The organism is Psychrosphaera aestuarii, assembly GCF_017948405.1.
Lineage (GTDB): Bacteria > Pseudomonadota > Gammaproteobacteria > Enterobacterales > Alteromonadaceae > Psychrosphaera > Psychrosphaera aestuarii.
The window spans coordinates 2,140,004-2,159,594 of sequence record NZ_CP072844.1 but is presented as its reverse complement, the minus strand read 5'-3'; the positions used below and the strand labels follow the sequence as shown (position 1 = coordinate 2,159,594).

Sequence of the window (19,591 nt, the reverse complement as noted above, 5' to 3'; positions counted from 1 at the left end):
CTCTGTGAAAATGTACATTTGATAAGGGGTGAATCAATGTGTCTAATTTTACCAAAGCTCCCTCTTAGATAAGAAAAAGTCTATAAATGCTCTTACTTTAGGCTGTTCTATTTTTACATTATGATAATAGAGGTAAATCTCTGCATTTTGATACCAGTACTCAGTTAATACTGGCACAAGCCTTTTGTTCTTAACTGCCTGTTTTATATCGTTATTGTCGTAAAGGGCATTGATTAACCCTAATCCGTCTATTGCAAGAGCAGAATGACATGCCACCGTTTTAATGGGCGCGTTTAATATTTCAAATTCCATTTCTATTTGATCGCTGTTCGGCGTTTTGTTAACGGCAAGGGCATTGTTTGGTTGTGAATGAGTATGGCTTATCATTTGATGGTGTTTTAGATCATCAGGAGTTTGAGGCACACCAAACTTTTCTAAATAGTCAGGTGATGCAAATATACCTAACTTGGTTTTCCACAAAGATCGTCTTTTTAATCCGGGATGTTTAAGACCAAGATAATCGGCTACGCCCCAATATATGTCGTTGGGGTTGTGTTCAATATCAATCGCGTTTTCTTGTACATCAAACGATAACTCAATATCAGGGTACAGCTGGCTGAACTCCGCTAACCATGGAAAAACGGTTTCTTCGTAAGTTTGAATATCTTGGCTTAATACCTTTAATGAGCCGGTATATTCGCCTTTTTTTGTTTCTAGCCAGTCTTGCAGAGCGTCATGTTGCTCAAGTATGTTTTTTGCTTTAACCAAAAACGATTGACCGAACTCAGTTAAGTTGACCTTACGTGTAGTACGTTCAAATAATGCTGCGCCTAAGCGTTGCTCAAGCTGTGACACCTGCTTGCTAATCGCCATGGGAGTTTGACACTGTTCTTCAGCCGCTAGTGTGAAGCTGCGGTGCTTTGCAACAAGTACAAAGGCAATGAGGGTTTCGGTTTTAAACATCGTTTATAAACTTTTAGTATAGTTGTTTAAAACCATAATAGTATTTGTTTATTATTTATGGAAGGTAGTATGGAAATTCAATGTTAACCCTGATTTTACAATCAATATAAACAAAGAGAATACATACTATGGAATATTTATTGTGGGCTTATTTTGTTTTATATCCAGTATACATTTACTTTACTTGGGAAACAGATAAACGGTTAGTTCTGTCTAGTCCAGAGAAACGCATAACCGTTTATGGCAGTACCATTGTCATGCTGTGGTTGCCTGTTCTTGTACTTATGTTTGTTGTATTTGAGAGTGGCGCTGATATGGGCCTTGTTTTAGATGATATTGGACTTGTTTTTAAGTGGGATTGGATAAACTTATTGGGATCATTAGTTGTTTTTTTGTTGGCGGCGTATTTTTATAAATCACTACAACAGCTTAAAAAGAACGACCAAGAGCAAATGGCGTTAAAAGCACAAATGGCTTACATTAGGTGGTTTTTGCCCACTAATCCGAGCGAATATCGTTGGTTTATATTTGGCGTTTCGATTAGTGCAGGGATATGTGAGGAGATTTTATTTAGAGGGTATTTGATGCATGCCTTAGGTGATTATTTACCAACGTATGGAGCGGTCATTATTTCTAGTATTTTATTTGGTTTACCGCATATATATCAGGGCCCTGTACACGTTATACGTACCGCGTTGTTAGGGTTAATAATGGCATTAATATATTTGGCAACAGAGTCACTTTTGGTACCCATTCTTTTGCATATAGTGGTTGATATGTATGGCGGGGCGTTGGCCTACATGGTGTTTGGTGAAAACCTAAAACCTAAAACCTAAAACTGTGGTGTAACGTCAATGTTGTAACTAAAAATATTATCCCACTTTTTATCAAGTTGTTGCTTAGCTTCCTTGAGCGGCTTAGCAACAAAAGTAGCTTGATACTCACCGGAGACGGTGTCTTTAGTAAAGTTAACGTTTTTATTCACTAACTCCATGCGTTCCAATTTATCGAGCGCATCCTCAATTTCAAAATCCAATGTGCATTTGTGAGTCTGTTCAAACCAAGTTTCAATGGTTTTATCTAATTCAGCTGCGTTTAGGCCTGCAGGGTTCTTTAGTAAAAAAGTATAAGCGAGAAGGGCTTCTTTAACGTCTTCTTCTTCTGCTGAGTCAATAAGAGTATGAAAAACGCCGGCGTTATTATCGAGGTTCTTAAAATACAGGCTGTCAGATAGTGCTTTCATAAATTTGATTTTACGGTTCTTGAATTTGCTCCATTCTTTAAAAATGAAACCGCCTAACACGCCGAAACCCATACCGATAGTAAGCAAGTGTTGTTTAGTTAATTGAACAGGGGTGTCTTTTAGGCCAAGCCAAAAACCAAAAAGGGCAGCAAGTAACAATAATGTTGGGCCTAATTTAGTCGCCAAAACAACAGAACCACCAACTGCTGCAGATGCACCAATTAGGATTTTGTCGATGCGACGCATCCTAACTTCACTATTAGGAAATAGCATTTCTAAATCTGCTTTAGGTACGTTTTGAAACAGTTTGATTATTGTTGAGCCTGGCTCAAAACCAACAGGAGCTTTGTTTTTTTTACTAAAATGAGAGGCGTCTTTTAAGGTAATAAATACTGCAACCCGATCGTAGTTAGTGAACTCTATAAGTTGTTTTCGTAAGCCAAAAAACGATCTAAGAGTTTCTCTTTTTTGAGACTCCCCGCGTCGGTAAAAGACCACTTGCTCAAAGTCTTCAAATTCAACTTCCAAGCGAACTTTAAATAATGACTCTTCCGTTAATGCGTCTTGTAGGTCTTGTTCTGTAATTTTTTCATAATTGGCGGCATTTAGAACATTGGCAAAGTTACTGGCAAAGGATTGTTGGCATTGTCGCTTTTCTTCATCGCTTAACGCATTTAACAATCTGGTATCGGCGTTAGGATCAAAAGGCGCATAATTATTTTTAAGCGACTCTAAAACACTGTGATAATCAAAATGAATATAACTTGAAAGCAAATCACTAAATTGTTTAAAAGAGTCACTGTCATTTGAATTTGGCAATTCTTTACGACACATTTCAACAATATCTTGTTTTCTAAAGGGAATAAATCGATCAGCCGGCATTATTATTCTCGTTATTAGAGGTTGATGACATTGTAATTAAGTTAGCAGGTAACTCAATAACAAAATTGACTCAAAGTTGTGCCCTTAAAGTTGACCAATGTGACAGCTTGCCTCATGATAAACAAGCTACTTCTAAATCAAAGTGATATCGATGTTGTTTTGCGTGATTGCGTAATTTTCGGTTAAAAAAAACAAAGGAATTAAAAATGAAATTAGGAAAACACACACCATTTTCCAAACTTACAATCGCATTACTAGCTGGCTTTGCTTTAAATGCTAATGCAGCTGAAACGCAACAACAAGATAATAATTGGCCATATGCTCTTGGCTTTTATGTTGGTGGTCAATTAGGGCAAGCTAAAACAGATGTATCCTCACAAAATTTAGATTCCCTATACTCAAGCTCAGGCTTAAGCACAAACTCAAGTGCCATTGATAGAATTGACACCAGTTATAGTTTGTTTGTTGGTTATCGCTTTAATGAATATTTTAGTGTCGAGGGTGGATATCAAGACTTAGGTGACCGCGCTGCGAGCTTCTCTGGAACAGCGACTAATTTACAGTCTTACTACGTCTTATCTGAGCGTGTTTATCCAGAAACCGCTGACGGGATATCAATTAGTGTACTTGGCACTATACCTTTAGAGGATGGCTTCACGTTAACCGGAAAGCTTGGTTATTATGACTGGGAAATGGATGCAATTTCGTCGGAGCTATCGGGTGTAACTATTGTAAATCCAAACGCAGAAAAAAGATCGGACTCAGGTATATGGTTAGGCGGTGAAGTTGGTTACCACATCAATTACAACACTCAGGCTTATGTTAGTTACCAACATATTCCGCTACAAGATGATGACGTCAACGTTGTATCTGTAGGTTTTCGTTACTTCTTTGACGACAAGGGACCAACTTACAAGGCCGCAGCTCAAAAACCAGCTCCAATTGTTGAGTCAGCACCGGTTTCTGCACCTAAGCCAGCTCCAGTTCAACCAGTTATCGCTGAAAAACAAAAGCCAGTAGATACTGATGGCGATGGTGTTTTCGATGAAAATGATAAATGCGCAGATACACCGATTAACCATGTTGTTGATAAAGACGGTTGTTCGCAATATGAAATGAAGCCTGTTGATATGAAAGTGGTTATTTTATATGACAATAATAGCTCTGAAATCAACAAACGTTACTACGATGAATTGGCTAACTTAGCGGCCTTTATTAAAGAATACAATGTAGATTCTCTTAATGTAGTGGGTCACACTTCGGCGTCTGGACCAGCAGCTTATAATCAAAAACTATCGTTACAACGAGCTAAGGCAGTGGCGACATTCTTAACGGAACGTTTTGGTATTGATGCCTCAATTATTAATGCTATTGGTAAGGGCGAAACTGAATTAGTAAGCGATGACGCCAATAAAAATAGACGAATGGAAGTGTATATCAAGTCTGATGTGCGTTTACCGATTTTAAAAGACTAGTGGCTTAACTGTTAATAGAACAGACTGAGTTAGAGATTAAAAATGGCAGAGTACAACAATAAATAGTTTATGCTTTGCCATTTCCTTATTTGCCTTCATTTTATTGCGTTAACATCATTCCAGCAACACCACATGCAAAACCTAACACAACCCTAATGGTTGAATCCAATGGCTATCCAGTTTTTCTTTTTTTATTCAATTAAAAGGGAAGGGTATTGGCGATATTGTATTTTTTTAGTTTTCGATACAAAGTTCGAGGGCTAATTTTTAAAGATGCGGCTAAGTCGTCAAATGAAAGTGTATTTGTTGTCAGTAAGGTCTCTAGGTAACTGGCTTCTAATTCTTCTAACGTCATTATCTGTTGTACCGTGGGCGCTGGTTTATTAGTTGGCACTTGTCCACTTAATTGCGTGTGCTCATTTTGAGTAACATGCAAGGGTAAATCACTGGCTAAGATAGCGGCGTTGTCGGCCATAAGGGCTGCCTGGGAAACAATGTTCTTTAACTCTCGAATATTGCCGGGGAAGTCATAGTTTTTTAACGCTGTTAACGCTTCGTCACTTAAATGTTTATCATCGTATTTAGCATCAATTAAAAACTGAGAAGCGAGTAACTCAATGTCTTCCGAACGCTGCTTTAAAGTAGGTAATTGAATTGGGAACCCTGCAATACGATAATAGAGGTCCTCTCTAAACATGCCTTTTCTAACAAGTTCAAGCAGGTTTTTATGAGAGGCGGCAATGAACCTCAAATTGACGGTCTTGACCTTGGTGCCACCAACGCTACGATAGGTTTGTGTTTCAATAAGGCGTAAAAGCTTAACTTGCATGGCAAGTGGAACATCGGCTATTTCATCAAAAAAAACGGTGCCGCCATCGGCAAGTTCAACTAAGCCTTTTTTACTTTGCACTGCACCAGTAAATGCGCCTTTTTCATGGCCAAACAATTCAGATTCAAAAAGCGATTCAGGTAATCCTGAACATTCGATTACTTCAAAAGGTTGTTCGTTTCGAGTGCTGCTTTCATGTAATGCTTTGGCAACGAGTTCTTTGCCTGTTCCTGTTTGTCCTTGAAGTAGAACCGATATATTGGATTTTGCCGCTCGGTTGATATGTTTTAACATCGATAAGAAAAGGTCACTTTTACCCAACATTTTATTTTTTTTGGGGCTACTGGCAGCATACCGGATATTTTCCAATATCTCTAAAAACCCAATTGTTATGCCGTCTTCATCTTTCACGGGCCTCATAATAATATCGCAAAACTCTTTACCCGTTGGCATTTGATGAATATGTACAACACTGGTCGCTTTTTCAGTTTGAATGCACTCTTGAATTGGACAGCTCTCGCCATTTTGATCACAAGGCTTTGAGCTTGAATGGGACACTTCATAGCAGCGACTTGTACCTACATTGACTGGCTTTTTATAGGCGTCAACATAGCGCTGATTTACGGCTTTGATAACATACTCAGTTGAAATAAATATAGCCGGTTTTTCAATTGCGTTAATCATTGATTGTACGATTGAAATGTTCATTTTAAGCCTATGTTTTTAATAAAATAGCGTTATTACATAACGACAAAATAGCACGACATTGTCAGCTTTGTCATTTTGTTTGTCATTTATGTCAAATAGGTGCTTGTGTTATTGGTTGACAATCAACCAGTGGGGTAGCTGAAACCCCATATTTAATGGGCATTGCAAGCGGATTTTATAGTTGTGTTAATTGGCACAGTTAGTGCAAAACCACAGTGTAAGTACAAACATTATACTATTTGGAGAGTCGTATGAACGAAACACTGGTGGAGCTGTCACGGTTGCAGTTTGCAATGACAGCTATGTTTCATTTTATTTTTGTTCCACTCACGTTAGGCCTTAGTTTTTTACTGGCCATAATGGAGTCGGTTTATGTTATGACCGGTAAAGAAATATACAAACAAATGACGAAATTCTGGGGCAAATTATTTGGGATTAATTTTGCTATTGGTGTTGCTACCGGTTTAACGATGGAGTTCCAGTTTGGTATGAACTGGTCTTATTACTCTCATTATGTTGGTGATATATTTGGTGCTCCTTTAGCCGTTGAAGCGCTAATGGCGTTCTTTCTTGAATCCACGCTTGTTGGCCTATTCTTTTTTGGTTGGGACAAAATGTCCAAACGTAAACATTTAGCGATCACTTGGTTAGTCGCAATAGGTTCAAACTTATCAGCTCTCTGGATTTTAATAGCTAATGGCTGGATGCAATACCCTGTTGGTGCCGAGTTTAATGTTGAATCAATGCGTATGGAGATGCTGAGTTTTTCTGAAATGATTTTTAACCCCGTTGCGCAAGTAAAGTTTGTTCATACCGTGTCTGCTGGTTATGTAACGGGCGCTATGTTCGTGCTCGCTATTTCTAGTTACTACCTGTTAAACCACAAAGAGATTGCCTTTGCTCGTCGTTCTTTTGCCATCGCAGCGAGTTTTGGGTTGGCATCAGTATTATCTGTAATTGTACTGGGCGATGAAAGTGGTTATGAACTTGGTGACGTACAACAAGTTAAGTTAGCGGCCGTGGAAGCAGAATATGAAACTCACCCAGCGCCAGCGCCATTTACGTTATTTGGTATTCCTAATGATGAAACACAAGAAGTGGATTATGCCGTTCGTATTCCTTATTTGATGGGGATCATTGCGACTCGCTCTTTGGACGAAGAGGTAATGGGTTTAAAAGAACATGAAAAGCGCCACCGTGAGCGCATTATTTCAGGTGTAGAAGCGCACAAGGTGCTTGACGTTGTTCGAGATGGCACCGCTACTGATGCCCAGCAAGCTCAATTTGATGCTCATAAAGCGGATATGGGTTATGCACTATTACTCGAGCCATTTGTAGAAGACATCACCAAACCAACGCCTGAGGCCATAGAAAAAGCAGTGGATTACTCTATCCCAGCTGTGGCGCCATTGTTTTGGAGCTTTAGAATTATGGTGGCCAGCGGTTTTGCTATGTTACTCATTTTTGGCTTTTCATTTTATTACTCTACCAAGCATCAAATTACCAAACCGAGATGGTTACTTAAGATTGCTCTGTGGGGGCTCCCGTTGCCTTGGATTGCAAGTGAAGCAGGTTGGTTTGTGGCAGAGTATGGTCGTCAGCCTTGGTCTATTGCAGAAATTTTACCGGTACATACGGCAGTGTCCAACTTAACGGAAAGTGACGTGATATTTACCCTTGTTGCTTATACATCGTTTTATACCGTGATGTTTATTGTTGCCTTTTATTTGATGCAAAAGTTTGCCAGAAAAGGACCTACGCAATTAGCTAAAGAGCAAGAAGAAATAGCAGAGCGCGAACGTGTGTTGATGAGATTAGATAGCGAAGGAGAAAATTCATGATTGATTATGAATCACTCAGAATTATTTGGTGGGTACTAATTGGTGTGTTGCTCATTGGGTTTGCTGTGACCGATGGTTTTGATTTGGGTGTTGGTGCATTGTTAACGCTAGTAGGCCGAACTGACCAAGAGCGTCGAGTAATGATTAATACTATTGGGCCTCACTGGGATGGCAACCAGGTTTGGTTGGTTACTGCTGGTGGCGCATTGTTTGCAGCTTGGCCACTTATTTATGCTGCGGCTTTTTCCGGATTTTATGTCGCCTTAGCACTAACGTTAATTGCACTTTGGATGCGACCTTTAGGGTTTGATTATCGTAGTAAATTAACAAACCCTACTTGGCGTAAAAGCTGGGATTGGGCGTTGTTTGCTGGTGGATTAGTGCCGACGCTTATATTTGGTGTTGCATTTGGTAACTTATTATTAGGCGTTCCATTTGAATATGACAATATGCTCAAACCAACTTATTCAGGCAGCTTTTGGGGATTGTTAACACCTTTCGCTATTTTATGTGGGTTGGTGTCTGTTGCAATGATATTGAATCATGGTTCAGTTTGGTTGCAATTAAAAACGGATGGCAACTTGCTGAATAGATCGCGTTCTGTGTCGGTTATTCTATCAGTGGCGACGGCAGTGCTATTTTCGCTTGCTGGTGTCTACTTAGCATTGGGCGTTGACGGCTATGTGATTACGTCAGAAATTGATACGTTTGCAACCAGTAACCCAATGAAGAAAGAAGTTATTATTGAGTCAGGGGCTTGGTTACAAAACTATTCTAAATATCCTTGGATGATTATTGCTCCAATACTTGGTATTGCCGGAGCACTAGCATGCGCTGCACTATCAAAAGTTAATCGAAGTGGGTTTGCGTTTGTTGCAAGTGCGCTGTCTATAGCGGGCATTATTCTCACTGCTGGCTTTTCAATGTTTCCATTCTTAATGCCAAGCAGCACTGTACCAGCCGTTAGCTTAACAGTGTGGGATGCAACATCGAGTTATCTGACATTGAAGATTATGTTTGGTGTGGCTTGCGTATTAGTGCCAGTTATTTTGGCTTACACAACTTACAGTTTTTATGTGATGCGCGGCAGAATAAAAGAAGCCGACTTAAATCAATCACACACAATTTATTAAGGAGTGACTATGTGGTATTTCACTTGGATTTTAGGCGTACTGTTAGCTTGTTCGTTTGGCATTATTAACGCACTTTGGTTGGAATCAACTGAAGACTTAGACAGACCAGAAGAGAGTTAATCTTGGAATCAAAAGCACAGCAGTGGTTACGGGCTTTTATTAAACAATATCGCAACGCCTTGGTAACATTGTTAGCACTCAAAGTATTGATGATAATAAGTCAGGTGCTGTGCTTTTGGACCTTTTCACAGTTAATGTATCAGCTAATTGTTGAGCAACAAAAATTAAACGAACCCTTATTTTTTAAGTTTGTAGTCAGTATTGGTAGCTGGTCAATATTAAAGTTCCTCAGCGATTGGCTGCAGCTTCGCACCAAATTAAAAATTGAAACAGAGCTAGAGTCGCTCTGTCAGCAGCGACTGTTAGCGCATCAAAAGGTGCTCATTGGAAAAACAAGCAGTTATTACTGGCATCATATATGGCTGACTCATATTCCTTCAGTTGCAACTTACTTGAGCGAATACCAGATTCAAAAATGGTTATCAGGTTTGATTCCATTACTAGTTATTGGCTCTATATTCCCCGTTAATTACTTAATCGCTATTTTGTTAATGGTGACGTTACCGCTCATTCCTGTCTTTATGATTTTGGTTGGGCATGGCGCGGCTAAATTACACCGCCAACACTTCCTTGCACTTGAACGGTTAGGAGGCCTATTTATAGATCGGTTGAAGGGCATGACGCTCATTGCTGCATTTAAACGACATGATCACGAAACAGAGCGATTAAAGTTGGCCAGTGATGTAGTTAATCAGCGTACTATGCGAGTGGTCAGTATGGCATTTCTGTCGAACACAGTATTGGACTTTTTTGCCACGGTCTCTATGGCGTTGGTTGCCGTGTTTATTGGCTTTAACCTATTAGGGGAAATTAATATAGGGCCAGATATAGCGTTTAGCGATGGTCTTTATTTACTACTTATATCACCACTCTTGTTTTCTGAATTAAAAGCGTTGGGTCGTTTTTACCATCAAAAGGCAGAGGCCGAAGCCGCGTCTGAAGCGTTGTCACCACTTTATGACATCAAAAATACAGCGCCGGCGCCATCCTCAAGTACGGACCTTCATTGGCAAAACTTTAAAATAGACGAGCCGAGTTTAACGGCAGTATCATTGACCATCAATCTAGGCCAGCACATCAAGCTGTCAGGGGCGTCTGGCTCAGGTAAAACCGTGCTACTTGAAGCCCTAATGGGATTGCGAACATCGACGCACCGTTTGCCAACGGACGTAGCGTTTGTTGGTCAACATGCGGTAATAACCCCTTTTTCGGTGGCTGACAATTTAGCTCTAGATGGCGCGTTTAGTGATGATGAATTACTCGCGGTGATCCATCAGGTTGAGTTAACTCAATGGTTAGAAAACTTGCCTCACGGTTTAAATACTATTATGGGGGAGCATCCGCCAATGTCTGGTGGAGAGGCGCATAGATTGGCGTTAGCACGGGTTTTATTGCGTAACCCGAGAATGGTGTTGTTAGATGAACCAACCGCTCACCTTCCTGAATATCTTCATTTGCAATTATCTCAATTAATACACCAAGTTTTTGAGAATAAAACACTGATTTGGGCGTCGCACAAAGCGCTTCCTATGGCGTGGTTTGAAAGAGATTGGAACGTTGAAAATGGTGTGATAAATGATAAACCGTTGACTCAAGGAGTGGTTGATGAGCAATAAAATGAACGGTACATTTATCAAAAAAGTGCCTTTGTTAGCGTTGTTTTTAGCCGTTGTTCATGCACTGTCGGGATTAGCAATATTAATGGTTTCAGCCTGGTTTATTGCTGCATGTGCAGTGTCGGGCGTGGGTTTTAACTATATGTTGCCAGCGGTGGTGATCAGAGCTTTAGCATTAATTAGAATTTCTAGCGGTTATGCCGAAATGTGGGTAGGGCATAAGCACCTGTTGCAAAGCTTGTCCAATTTAAGGCTAACGCTATTTGCTAGAATGAAAAACAAACCTACCGCATCCACTGCAGAAGAAGCCGATAAGTTGACCTTTCATACAGAAGCCGTAGCGTCGGTTTGGGTGGGCTGGGTTGCACAAAATGCATCAGCCTGGATAAGTGCAACGGGCATTATGATATTTACGCTTTGGTTTGTGCCCTTATTAAGTGCATTGTGGCTGTTTTTTGCGTTAGTCAGCTTCGCTTTGTTTGTGGTGATTATTTGGGTAAGTGTAAAGCAAGCACGACGACTGGCCGTATTGCGGCTTCAACTAGAAAAGGATATTCAGTTTAAAGTTGATTCGGTGGATATTTGGCATTTATACAAAAGTAACACATTGCCAGTTGGCAGAGGTTTTTATTGTCAAATACGCGCTATAAAGCAACTGCAAAAGGGCGCTGAGTGGGTATTATTAATCATCAGTTTGAGTGGGGTCTTAGTAGCTATACCGTCACTGTATACCGCACAATACTATGAACCGATTGGCTTGGTTATCCCTATGGTGTTATTGGCTGCACCGGACTGGCTTGGTCGAATATTTGCCACAAATATACGCTTATTAGATTACGTTGATGGTTCTAAAGTATTAACGTCACAGGCGTTGCCCAAAAAAACTAAAGCGGCGCTAAACGATGATTCCATTGCGAGTTTAGCTAGGATAACGTCGTTGACCATGACTCACGTTTTACCTTTGAAGGCGAAGCATCAGCAGGTCAGTATCGAAATAACTTCACCGAGCTTGTTATTAATAACAGGCGATTCCGGTATAGGAAAATCTCGTTTACTGCAAGCAATGTCAGGTTTTATTGGGTTTGATGGTGATGTAATTTTTAATGATCAAGTAAAGGCAAATCATTTAACGGTAAACCAACACATTCTTTTTACGGAGCAATCCCCGTACTGTTTATCTGGGACATTGCGAGACAACCTTTTAATTGCCAACCCCAATACCAATGACGAAGCGTGCTTTGCTGTGTTAAAACGGCTTCAGTTGAGTAGCTTCTCAAACTTAGACCAATGGTTAGGCACGAACGGGCGAAATTTATCAGGCGGTGAATTGAAGCGGCTGGGGTTAGCTAGAGCAATATTATCAGATGCATCGGTTGTTCTATTAGATGAACCATTTGAGGGACTGGACGTTAATAACATTGAAAATGTGAGCCGGATAATTAATGAGTTGGCATCTGAGCGAATTGTTATTGTGGCGAGCCACCTACAACCAGAACACTTAAATATCAATAAAACACTTACGTTGAGTACGCCGATAGAAAGGCATTTAGGCTAGCTTGAATTCTACATACGGTAAAAGTAGATGAGTTTTTTAAAATAAATCTTATATTAAATCAGCACCTTATTGTAATTTAGTTTTTTCTAATATAGTGTTCGGTTTTATTATATATACAAAAGTTATATGCTTATTCTAAATTGTTATGGTCAATTGGACATAACCTAGGAGAAACAACATGAACGACAGAGTTTATTGGCTTTGCTAATGCAGCGGATGAGTTTGCGAGTATGAATACCGAGCTACTGGGTCTTTCCATCGACAGTGTTCACGCTCAATCAGAGAGTTTGTTCGATTAGTTAAAGCGCTTCAAACTAGTGATGAAAATGGCGTAGCTACGCCTGAAAATTGGGTAGAGGGACAACAAGTAATTGTACCGCCACCTCATACAGTTGAAGACGCAGCTAGCAGAAAGGGCAAAGGGTACGATTACGTAGACTGGTACTTCAGCAAAAAAGATTTGCACATTAGTAAAGCTTGAACATTGATAAAGCCCAAGGAAAATTGGTTCTTTGGGCACACAAGGAGAAAATTCATGAGTAATAATAAATACACAATTCAAGAGTTTTTAGACCATGACAGTGAGACATTTAGCTATGTTGTTTACTGTAACGTCACAAAAAAAGCCGCAGTCATTGACCCAGTTTTAGACTTTGATTATAAGTCTGGCCGTACTTCGGAAGTTAGCGTTAACAAAATCGCAGACTATATTGATGCTAACAAGTTGACCTTAGAGTGGGCACTAGAAACTCATGCTCATGCCGACCATATCAGTGGCGCACCATTCTTCAAACAACGATATAACGCTAAGATTGGAATTGGTAAATGCATTACCAAAGTTCAAGATACATTCAAGGCGCTGTTTAATCTAGAAAAAGAGTTTTTGCCAAATGGTGCTCAGTTTGATCAACTATTTAACGATGGTGATGTCATTTCGTTAGGTGAACTCAGTTTTTCAGTTATGCATACGCCTGGTCACACGCCAGCAGATTTAGTTTACGTTCTTGAAAATGACGCAATGTTTGTGGGTGATACTATTTTTATGCCTGACGTGGGCACTGCTCGCTGTGATTTTCCTGGCGGCAGTGCTTCTGAGCTTTTTGACTCCATTCAATTACTCTTATCTAAACCTGACGATACCTTGATTTATGTTTGTCATGATTACCCGACAGAGGGCAGAAGTCATCGTTGCAGTGTTTCTGTAAAAGAGCAGAAAGAACAGAACAAACATGTTCACAATGGTATTTCTAAAGCTGAATTCATTGATATGCGTGAAACCAGGGACAAAGGTTTGGCAATGCCACGACTGATCCTTCCCTCGATTCAGTTAAATATTCGTGCAGGTGAAGCGCCACCGGAAGAAGAAAATGGCACCCGCTATTTAAAAATACCATTAAACCAGCTTTAACTTTGAGCTTGAACCTAACATTTTATCGGGGGCAATATGAAACAGTTAATTGTAGCGACGATCATTTGGGCACTAAGCAGTACAGCCGCTAGTGCAGAATCTAAAGTGCAAATACCAGAAGTTGATGAGGCGAAAAAACGCATACAAATATTTTCCAAAACACTTAAATCAAAGCTTAAAGCGGCAATTTCGGAAGGCGGGTTAAGCAAAGGTATTTCTGTGTGTAAAACGGCAGCACCGCAAATAGCGGCTGACCTTTCAACCCAAGGTTGGCGTGTTTCTAGAACCAGTTTAAAAACCCGAAATCCGTTAAATACCCCCGATGCCTGGGAACGAGAAACCTTAGAATATCTAGAGCGTATCAAAGCTAAAGGCACTAACTTTAACGCACTCAACAAAATAAAAGTAACCGATATTAGTTTCAGGTACATGCAAGCAATACCAACAGGCGGTTTATGCCTTTCATGCCACGGTGAGAACGTTTCTGATGAAGTAAGTAAAGCATTAGCTGAGCACTATCCCAATGATCATGCCACTGGATTTAAATTGGGTGACATTCGAGGCGCATTCTCGCTAGAAAAAGAATATTTGGAGTCATTATGATATTACTCGGCTATTTAATGGCGGTATTGATGGGCGTTGTGCTTGGAGTTATCGGAGGTGGCGGCTCAATCCTGACCGTACCCATTTTAGTTTATCTCATGGGCGTATCGCCAGATATTGCAACGGGCTACTCATTACTATTAGTGGGAGCGACGGCAGCCTTTGGTGCTTATCGTTATTTCAAAGATGGACTAGTTGACGTTAAAGCCTCGTTGCTATTTGCGGCGCCATCCATTATTGCGGTTTACATTACTCGTGCTTTTATTATGCCGAATATTCCTGATACCTTATTGACCTCACCGTTTGAGTTGTCAAAAAATACAGCGATTATGCTACTTTTTGCAGCCTTAATGTTCGCTTCGGCGATCATGATGCTGTTGAAATCTTACCGAGCTAAACCGGCATTGGAAAGTGCTGGTGATAACGAATTACCTGAGCAAACCAAAAAGCCTAAAGTGACGCTAATAATGTTTGAAGGTGCAGTCGTTGGGCTTGTTACCGGTATTCTGGGCGCGGGAGGTGGATTTTTGATCATCCCTGCATTGGTTCTATTTTTAGGTATGCCAATTAAAAATGCCGTTGGCGCGTCACTGTTTATTATTGCGCTTAAGTCACTGCTTGGTTTTGTGGGTGATCTACAAGCCGGAATTCCATTAGAAGTCCCCTTACTACCACTTATGTTAGTGGCGACTATTGTGGGAATGGCAGTATCAACCAAATTAGCAAAAAAACTAGATGGCGTGACACTACAAAAATTCTTCGCTTTTTTTACCCTGATAATTGCAGTTTTTATTATCTCAAAAGAGCTTGTTTAAATGGCTCAAGGATTAGGAGAAATATCGATGTATAATACAAATTATAAAAATGTAACGGAAAACTTCTCAGTAAGCCCACAAATTACCGTTGACGATGTTGAAAAAATTAGTGCTTTGGGTTTTAAGTCTATCATGTGTAATCGCCCCGACGGTGAGAGTGCAGAGCAAGTTACCTTTGATGAAATACAACAACGCGCGACTGAATTAGGATTGACCTGTATTCATGTTCCAGTGCCAAGTGCAAAGGTGACTGAACAAGAGGTGACTGACTTTAAATCAAAGTTAGACGCTTTACCTAGCCCTACATTAGCTTATTGTCGTACCGGCACACGGTCTATTACCTTGTGGTCCATGGGCGCTCATCCAAAATATTCTTATGATGAAATTTTAAAACTTGGTCAAAATGCAGGCTATGACTTGGCGGGAGTTGTAAGACGGTTACAAAATAATGGTGAAACCAATGTTAATAGCTATGATGCCGTTTATTCAATTGTGATTGTAGGCGGTGGCGCTGGTGGAATAGCGGCTGCAGCGAGCATTAAAGCGAGAAGCCCAAATGCGGACATCGTTATCATTGACCCCAGTGATATTCATTATTACCAGCCTGGCTGGACATTGGTTGGCAGAGGTGTGTTTTCACCACAACAAACAGTTAGAACAATGGCGTCGATTATTCCCAAAGGCGTTAAATGGATACAGTCTGCAGTAGCGGCGTTCTTGCCAGATGAAAACTTAATAATTATAGATGGTTGCCGGGCAATAAAATACGAGCAATTGATTGTTTGCCCGGGTATTAAATTGGACTGGAATAAAATCAAAGGGTTAACTGAAACACTTGGGCAAAATGGTGTAACTTCAAATTATCGATATGATTTGGCTCCGTATACGTGGGAGTTGGTCCAAAACCTTAAATCAGGTAAAGCTGTATTCTCTCAACCACCTATGCCAATAAAATGTGCCGGAGCACCCCAAAAAGCCATGTATTTATCAAGCGACTACTGGTACAAAAATGACGCGTTGAGAAATATAGAAGTGGAATTTTACAATGCTGGACCAGTGCTGTTTGGCGTAAAAGAATACGTTCCAGCATTAATGGAATATGTTGAGAAATATAACGCGAAACTAAATTTTTCACAGGAACTGATTGAGGTTAAAGGTAAGTCGAAAACAGCAATCTTTAAAGTAACGCAAGGGGACTCAGTATTTTTAAAAGAAATTGAGTTTGATATGTTGCATGTTGTGCCTCCACAGTCGGCTCCAGACTTTATCAAGTCTAGTCCTTTGGCAGATACTAATGGCTGGATAGATATTGATCAATCTACGTTACAACATAAAAAGTACGCAAATGTTTTTGCTTTGGGCGACGCGACAAATGCACCTAATGCCAAAACTGCGGCAGCCGCGCGAATGCAAGCGCCTGTTGTTGCCACTAACCTTTTATATGAGCGTGGCGAAGCTGATAAAAAAGCGATATACAACGGTTACGGGAGTTGTCCATTAACCGTGGAAGTAGGAAAAGTCGTTTTGGCGGAATTTGGGTACGGCGGCAAAATCCTAAATAGTTTTCCAACTTGGTTAATTAATGACAAAAAACCATCTTCGCTGGCTTGGTATTTAAAAGAAAAAGTACTTCCTGCGGTGTATTGGCAAGGCATGTTAAAAGGTAGAGAGTGGATGATCACACCGGAACATGTTTCTGTGTCAAACAATCATAGTAGCACTGAATAAAACGTTTATTTTAATAGGGCGATAGTGACTAAACCTTGAGCCATAGTGGAGTATTGACTACAATGGCGCACTTTTTTTATGTCATGCCTGTAATTGATGTGACAAGTAGCGGAATTTTATACTATGAACGACAAGACGGATTTACCAGAGTTACCAAACCACCTTTCAATTAACCCTCGTAGTCCTCACTACAACGCTGAAATTATTGAGCACCATATTGGCATTACTTTAAATGGTAAAGAGCGTAATGATGTTGAAGAGTATTGCATCAGCGAAGGCTGGGTAAAAGTAGCATCTGCTAAGGCACTTGATCGTCGTGGCCAGCCATTACTTATTAAAAAAACAGGTACAGTAGAAGCGTTTTATAAATAATTGAGCATTGTGCAAATTTAGAAAGCTAAATTGTTGATAAAGCCAGAGGCAGTTTAAGTAAATGTTGGAAACGTTAATGCAGTGTAGTCGTGACTATAACGAACACGGTTACTTTGTTTTAAGAAATTATTTTACTGCCTCTGAGATTTCCACACTCAGGGAGGTCGTTTTAAAATTCCACGAACGTTGGAAACTTGATAACGAAACGTTTTATAAGGAAGAAGCGTTTAACTCTTCTCTTATTACCGGTAGCCAGTATTTAAACTCTCAAGAGAGAATCCGCTTATTTAATTTTATTTCCTGCCCCAAGTTGATGGCGGTGATCAATACAATTATTCATAACCAGCCAGCCTTTATGAATACTCAGTTGTTTTTTAATCCGGTTAGGCCTGAGCAAAAGGACTTTTGGCATCGAGATTGCCAATACGACCATGACTTGGAAGGTCAACAAAAGGCCATACAAGAAACACAGGTCGTACACTTTAGAGTTCCGCTGTTTGATGAGCTAGGCATGGAGTTAGTGCCAGGCAGTCATGCGCGCTGGGACAATGAGTTAGAGTTAAATGTTAGAGAAGAGCTCAATGGTCATCAAAGCCATGACGATTTACCGTTAGGTAAAAGGATCCCGTTGGCCGCCGGCGACTTGTTGGTGTTTTCAGCGGATATGATCCATCGCGGTATATATGGTTTGGACAGATTAGCGCTCGATATTCTTGTATTTGATGCGACTGCGGATTTTGTTGACTACGTAGATGATGATTGTTTACCTGAATCAAAGCTCCTTAATCAGATCAAAAACCCTACTCTTTTCGAGAACACACTAAGATTGAAGTGTAAATCAGGGTGTTAAAAATACTTTTCCCGTACTAGTATTGTCAAAATGTCCTAGCATTGAAGAAATTAAAATCTTGTATTACTGTTATCGATTACAGGAACGTAATTGATCCCGTAAGTATTATCTACCGTTTTATAATTTGTCCATGTAAATCAGCACATAAGGTAGCACCCCGAATTGTTATGATAAAAAAAATGAAAGACTTTATTCACAGCGGTGTTCGACCTGAACATAAAGATGAAACGAATCGTCGAATAATGGTAGTGAATTTGTTCGCTGCGGTCGGTGTCTCCCTCACTTTCTTATTGGGTTTGAGAGCTTGGTGGGGTAACGAGCTTGGATTGGCTCTAATACTATTTACCGCAAGTACTTTGTTTTTTATATCGCACCGCATTCAAATTAAATTTGAATCATCTATGGGACGATTTATTTCTGTCAGCATTCTAATCACTTGTTTAATGGTTTTAGTTTTGACTTTATTGGTAACGGGCGGGGCAGACAATACCGGGCCATTATGGATTTATTTGGTGGCGCCGGTCACCATGTTTTTTGCTGGATTTGTTAGGGGGGTATTAGCCCTTATTGCCTTTGTTATTGTTTGTACTTTGTTGTTTTTTGTATTTGATGAGTCGTTATTGTTAACTACTTATTCTTACACTTTTAAGACAAGGTTATTGTATTCGTTTTTGACGGTCAGTTTTTTGTCGGCATTTTATGAATACAGTCGAGAGAGGAGTTACCGAACCACCTTACATCTATCTGAGCAGTTTGAGCGAATGGCCCACCACGACCATCTCACTCAATTGATGAACAGACGCGGCGCACAAGCAGTATTAGAGAGCGAATACGCCAGAACGCAGAGAACTCAGCGACATTTTAGTATTGCCATTGGTGATATTGATCACTTTAAACGTATTAATGACACCTTGGGTCATGAAAAAGGGGATGATGTTTTGGTGGCTATTTCCTCTTTGTTTAAAAAACGTATTCGGCAACAAGATGTGTTAGCTCGCTGGGGCGGAGAAGAGTTTATGTTTATTTTTCCCGAAACCACAGCAAAAGACGCTAGGCGAGTGCTTGAAAGTTTGCGCGAGACACTGAGTCAATCACCTTTAAAAATAAATGACGCTGAGCTCTGGGTGACTTGCAGTTTTGGGCTCTGTGAGGTTGATGAGTCTATAAGTATATCGAATGCAATTCGGGATGCCGACAAGGCATTGTACGAGGCCAAAGAGTCTGGTCGTAATAACGTTGTATTGAAAACGGCTGAATAACAGAGTATACCTTACGTTATTAATTTACTTTTATACCTAGGGATAAAATGATGTCTGCTAAACGGAAAGTTAGTTTTGCACGAACGGTGCTAAGGCACACATTACACGAACCCACCAAGTCAATCTTCTTAAATAAGATGCTGTGTTCAGCGTTGCTGACTTTTAGTTTAGGTGCATGCAGTAAAATTCCG

Annotated in this window: 18 protein-coding genes; 15 read left to right on the top strand and 3 right to left on the bottom strand. The window is 40.2% G+C overall.

All coding sequences use genetic code 11. From position 1 onward, the window contains the following. Nucleotides 1–48: 48 nt before the first annotated feature. Nucleotides 49–963 carry a LysR family transcriptional regulator gene (locus tag J9318_RS09815; RefSeq protein ID WP_210559751.1) on the bottom strand — a complete coding sequence of 305 codons (915 nt, stop codon included), beginning with the start codon at nt 961–963 and terminating at the stop codon, nt 49–51. A gap of 128 nt (nt 964–1,091) precedes the next feature. On the opposite strand from J9318_RS09815, the gene J9318_RS09810 reads away from it, so the two are divergent. Next, on the top strand, nt 1,092–1,799 hold the full coding sequence (locus J9318_RS09810; protein WP_210559750.1) for a CPBP family intramembrane glutamic endopeptidase: 708 nt from the start codon (nt 1,092–1,094) through the stop codon (nt 1,797–1,799). Here the strand turns inward: J9318_RS09810 and J9318_RS09805 are convergent. Further along, nucleotides 1,796–3,088 carry a TMEM143 family protein gene (locus J9318_RS09805; protein ID WP_210559749.1) on the bottom strand — a complete coding sequence of 431 codons (1,293 nt, stop codon included), beginning with the start codon at nt 3,086–3,088 and terminating at the stop codon, nt 1,796–1,798. The two genes, J9318_RS09810 and J9318_RS09805, sit on opposite strands and share 4 nt — an antisense overlap. A 206-nt stretch (nt 3,089–3,294) precedes the next feature. On the opposite strand from J9318_RS09805, the gene J9318_RS09800 reads away from it, so the two are divergent. Continuing rightward, on the top strand, nt 3,295–4,563 hold the full coding sequence (locus tag J9318_RS09800) for an OmpA family protein (RefSeq protein ID WP_210559748.1): 1,269 nt from the start codon (nt 3,295–3,297) through the stop codon (nt 4,561–4,563). A gap of 199 nt (nt 4,564–4,762) precedes the next feature. On the opposite strand, the gene J9318_RS09795 is transcribed toward J9318_RS09800, so the two are convergent. Then, nucleotides 4,763–6,100 (bottom strand): sigma-54 interaction domain-containing protein, encoded by a 1,338-nt coding sequence (locus J9318_RS09795; protein ID WP_244731617.1) that lies wholly within the window; start codon nt 6,098–6,100, stop codon nt 4,763–4,765. A 251-nt stretch (nt 6,101–6,351) separates the two neighbouring features. Here J9318_RS09795 and J9318_RS09790 point away from each other — a divergent pair, with 251 nt between their 5' ends. From J9318_RS09790 to J9318_RS09730, 13 genes are all read left to right on the top strand, one after another. Then, the gene (locus J9318_RS09790; protein WP_210559747.1) at nt 6,352–7,941 is read left to right on the top strand and encodes a cytochrome ubiquinol oxidase subunit I; all 1,590 of its coding nucleotides are present in this window, start codon (nt 6,352–6,354) and stop codon (nt 7,939–7,941) included. Then, entirely contained in the window at nt 7,938–9,074 is a 1,137-nt protein-coding gene (cydB, locus tag J9318_RS09785; protein WP_210559746.1) for a cytochrome d ubiquinol oxidase subunit II, read from the top strand. Before J9318_RS09790 ends, cydB begins: the two co-directional genes overlap by 4 nt. 9 nt (nt 9,075–9,083) lie before the next feature. Further along, entirely contained in the window at nt 9,084–9,194 is a 111-nt protein-coding gene (gene cydX / locus J9318_RS09780) for a cytochrome bd-I oxidase subunit CydX (protein ID WP_210559745.1), read from the top strand. A gap of 2 nt (nt 9,195–9,196) precedes the next feature. Then, nucleotides 9,197–10,810: an ABC transporter ATP-binding protein/permease gene (locus tag J9318_RS09775; RefSeq protein ID WP_210559744.1), complete on the top strand. Its 1,614-nt coding sequence runs from the start codon at nt 9,197–9,199 to the stop codon at nt 10,808–10,810. Continuing rightward, nucleotides 10,800–12,365: an ATP-binding cassette domain-containing protein gene (locus tag J9318_RS09770; protein ID WP_210559743.1), complete on the top strand. Its 1,566-nt coding sequence runs from the start codon at nt 10,800–10,802 to the stop codon at nt 12,363–12,365. The genes J9318_RS09775 and J9318_RS09770 overlap by 11 nt, the downstream gene beginning before the upstream one ends. A gap of 277 nt (nt 12,366–12,642) precedes the next feature. Next, nucleotides 12,643–12,846 (top strand): thioredoxin domain-containing protein, encoded by a 204-nt coding sequence (locus J9318_RS09765; protein ID WP_244732065.1) that lies wholly within the window; start codon nt 12,643–12,645, stop codon nt 12,844–12,846. A 54-nt stretch (nt 12,847–12,900) separates the two neighbouring features. Then, nucleotides 12,901–13,773: an MBL fold metallo-hydrolase gene (locus J9318_RS09760; RefSeq protein WP_210559742.1), complete on the top strand. Its 873-nt coding sequence runs from the start codon at nt 12,901–12,903 to the stop codon at nt 13,771–13,773. A 36-nt stretch (nt 13,774–13,809) separates the two neighbouring features. Then, the gene (locus J9318_RS09755) at nt 13,810–14,376 is read left to right on the top strand and encodes a Tll0287-like domain-containing protein (RefSeq protein ID WP_210559741.1); all 567 of its coding nucleotides are present in this window, start codon (nt 13,810–13,812) and stop codon (nt 14,374–14,376) included. After that, nucleotides 14,373–15,191 (top strand): sulfite exporter TauE/SafE family protein, encoded by an 819-nt coding sequence (locus tag J9318_RS09750; protein ID WP_210559740.1) that lies wholly within the window; start codon nt 14,373–14,375, stop codon nt 15,189–15,191. Before J9318_RS09755 ends, J9318_RS09750 begins: the two co-directional genes overlap by 4 nt. A 27-nt stretch (nt 15,192–15,218) precedes the next feature. After that, nucleotides 15,219–16,919 (top strand): bifunctional protein tyrosine phosphatase family protein/NAD(P)/FAD-dependent oxidoreductase, encoded by a 1,701-nt coding sequence (locus J9318_RS09745; RefSeq protein ID WP_210559739.1) that lies wholly within the window; start codon nt 15,219–15,221, stop codon nt 16,917–16,919. Nucleotides 16,920–17,042: 123 nt separating this feature from the next. After that, on the top strand, nt 17,043–17,291 hold the full coding sequence (locus J9318_RS09740; RefSeq protein ID WP_210559738.1) for a DUF3297 family protein: 249 nt from the start codon (nt 17,043–17,045) through the stop codon (nt 17,289–17,291). A 61-nt stretch (nt 17,292–17,352) separates the two neighbouring features. Continuing rightward, nucleotides 17,353–18,141 (top strand): phytanoyl-CoA dioxygenase family protein, encoded by a 789-nt coding sequence (locus J9318_RS09735; RefSeq protein WP_210559737.1) that lies wholly within the window; start codon nt 17,353–17,355, stop codon nt 18,139–18,141. A 179-nt stretch (nt 18,142–18,320) separates the two neighbouring features. After that, entirely contained in the window at nt 18,321–19,400 is a 1,080-nt protein-coding gene (locus J9318_RS09730) for a GGDEF domain-containing protein (protein WP_244731613.1), read from the top strand. Nucleotides 19,401–19,591: the final 191 nt, after the last annotated feature.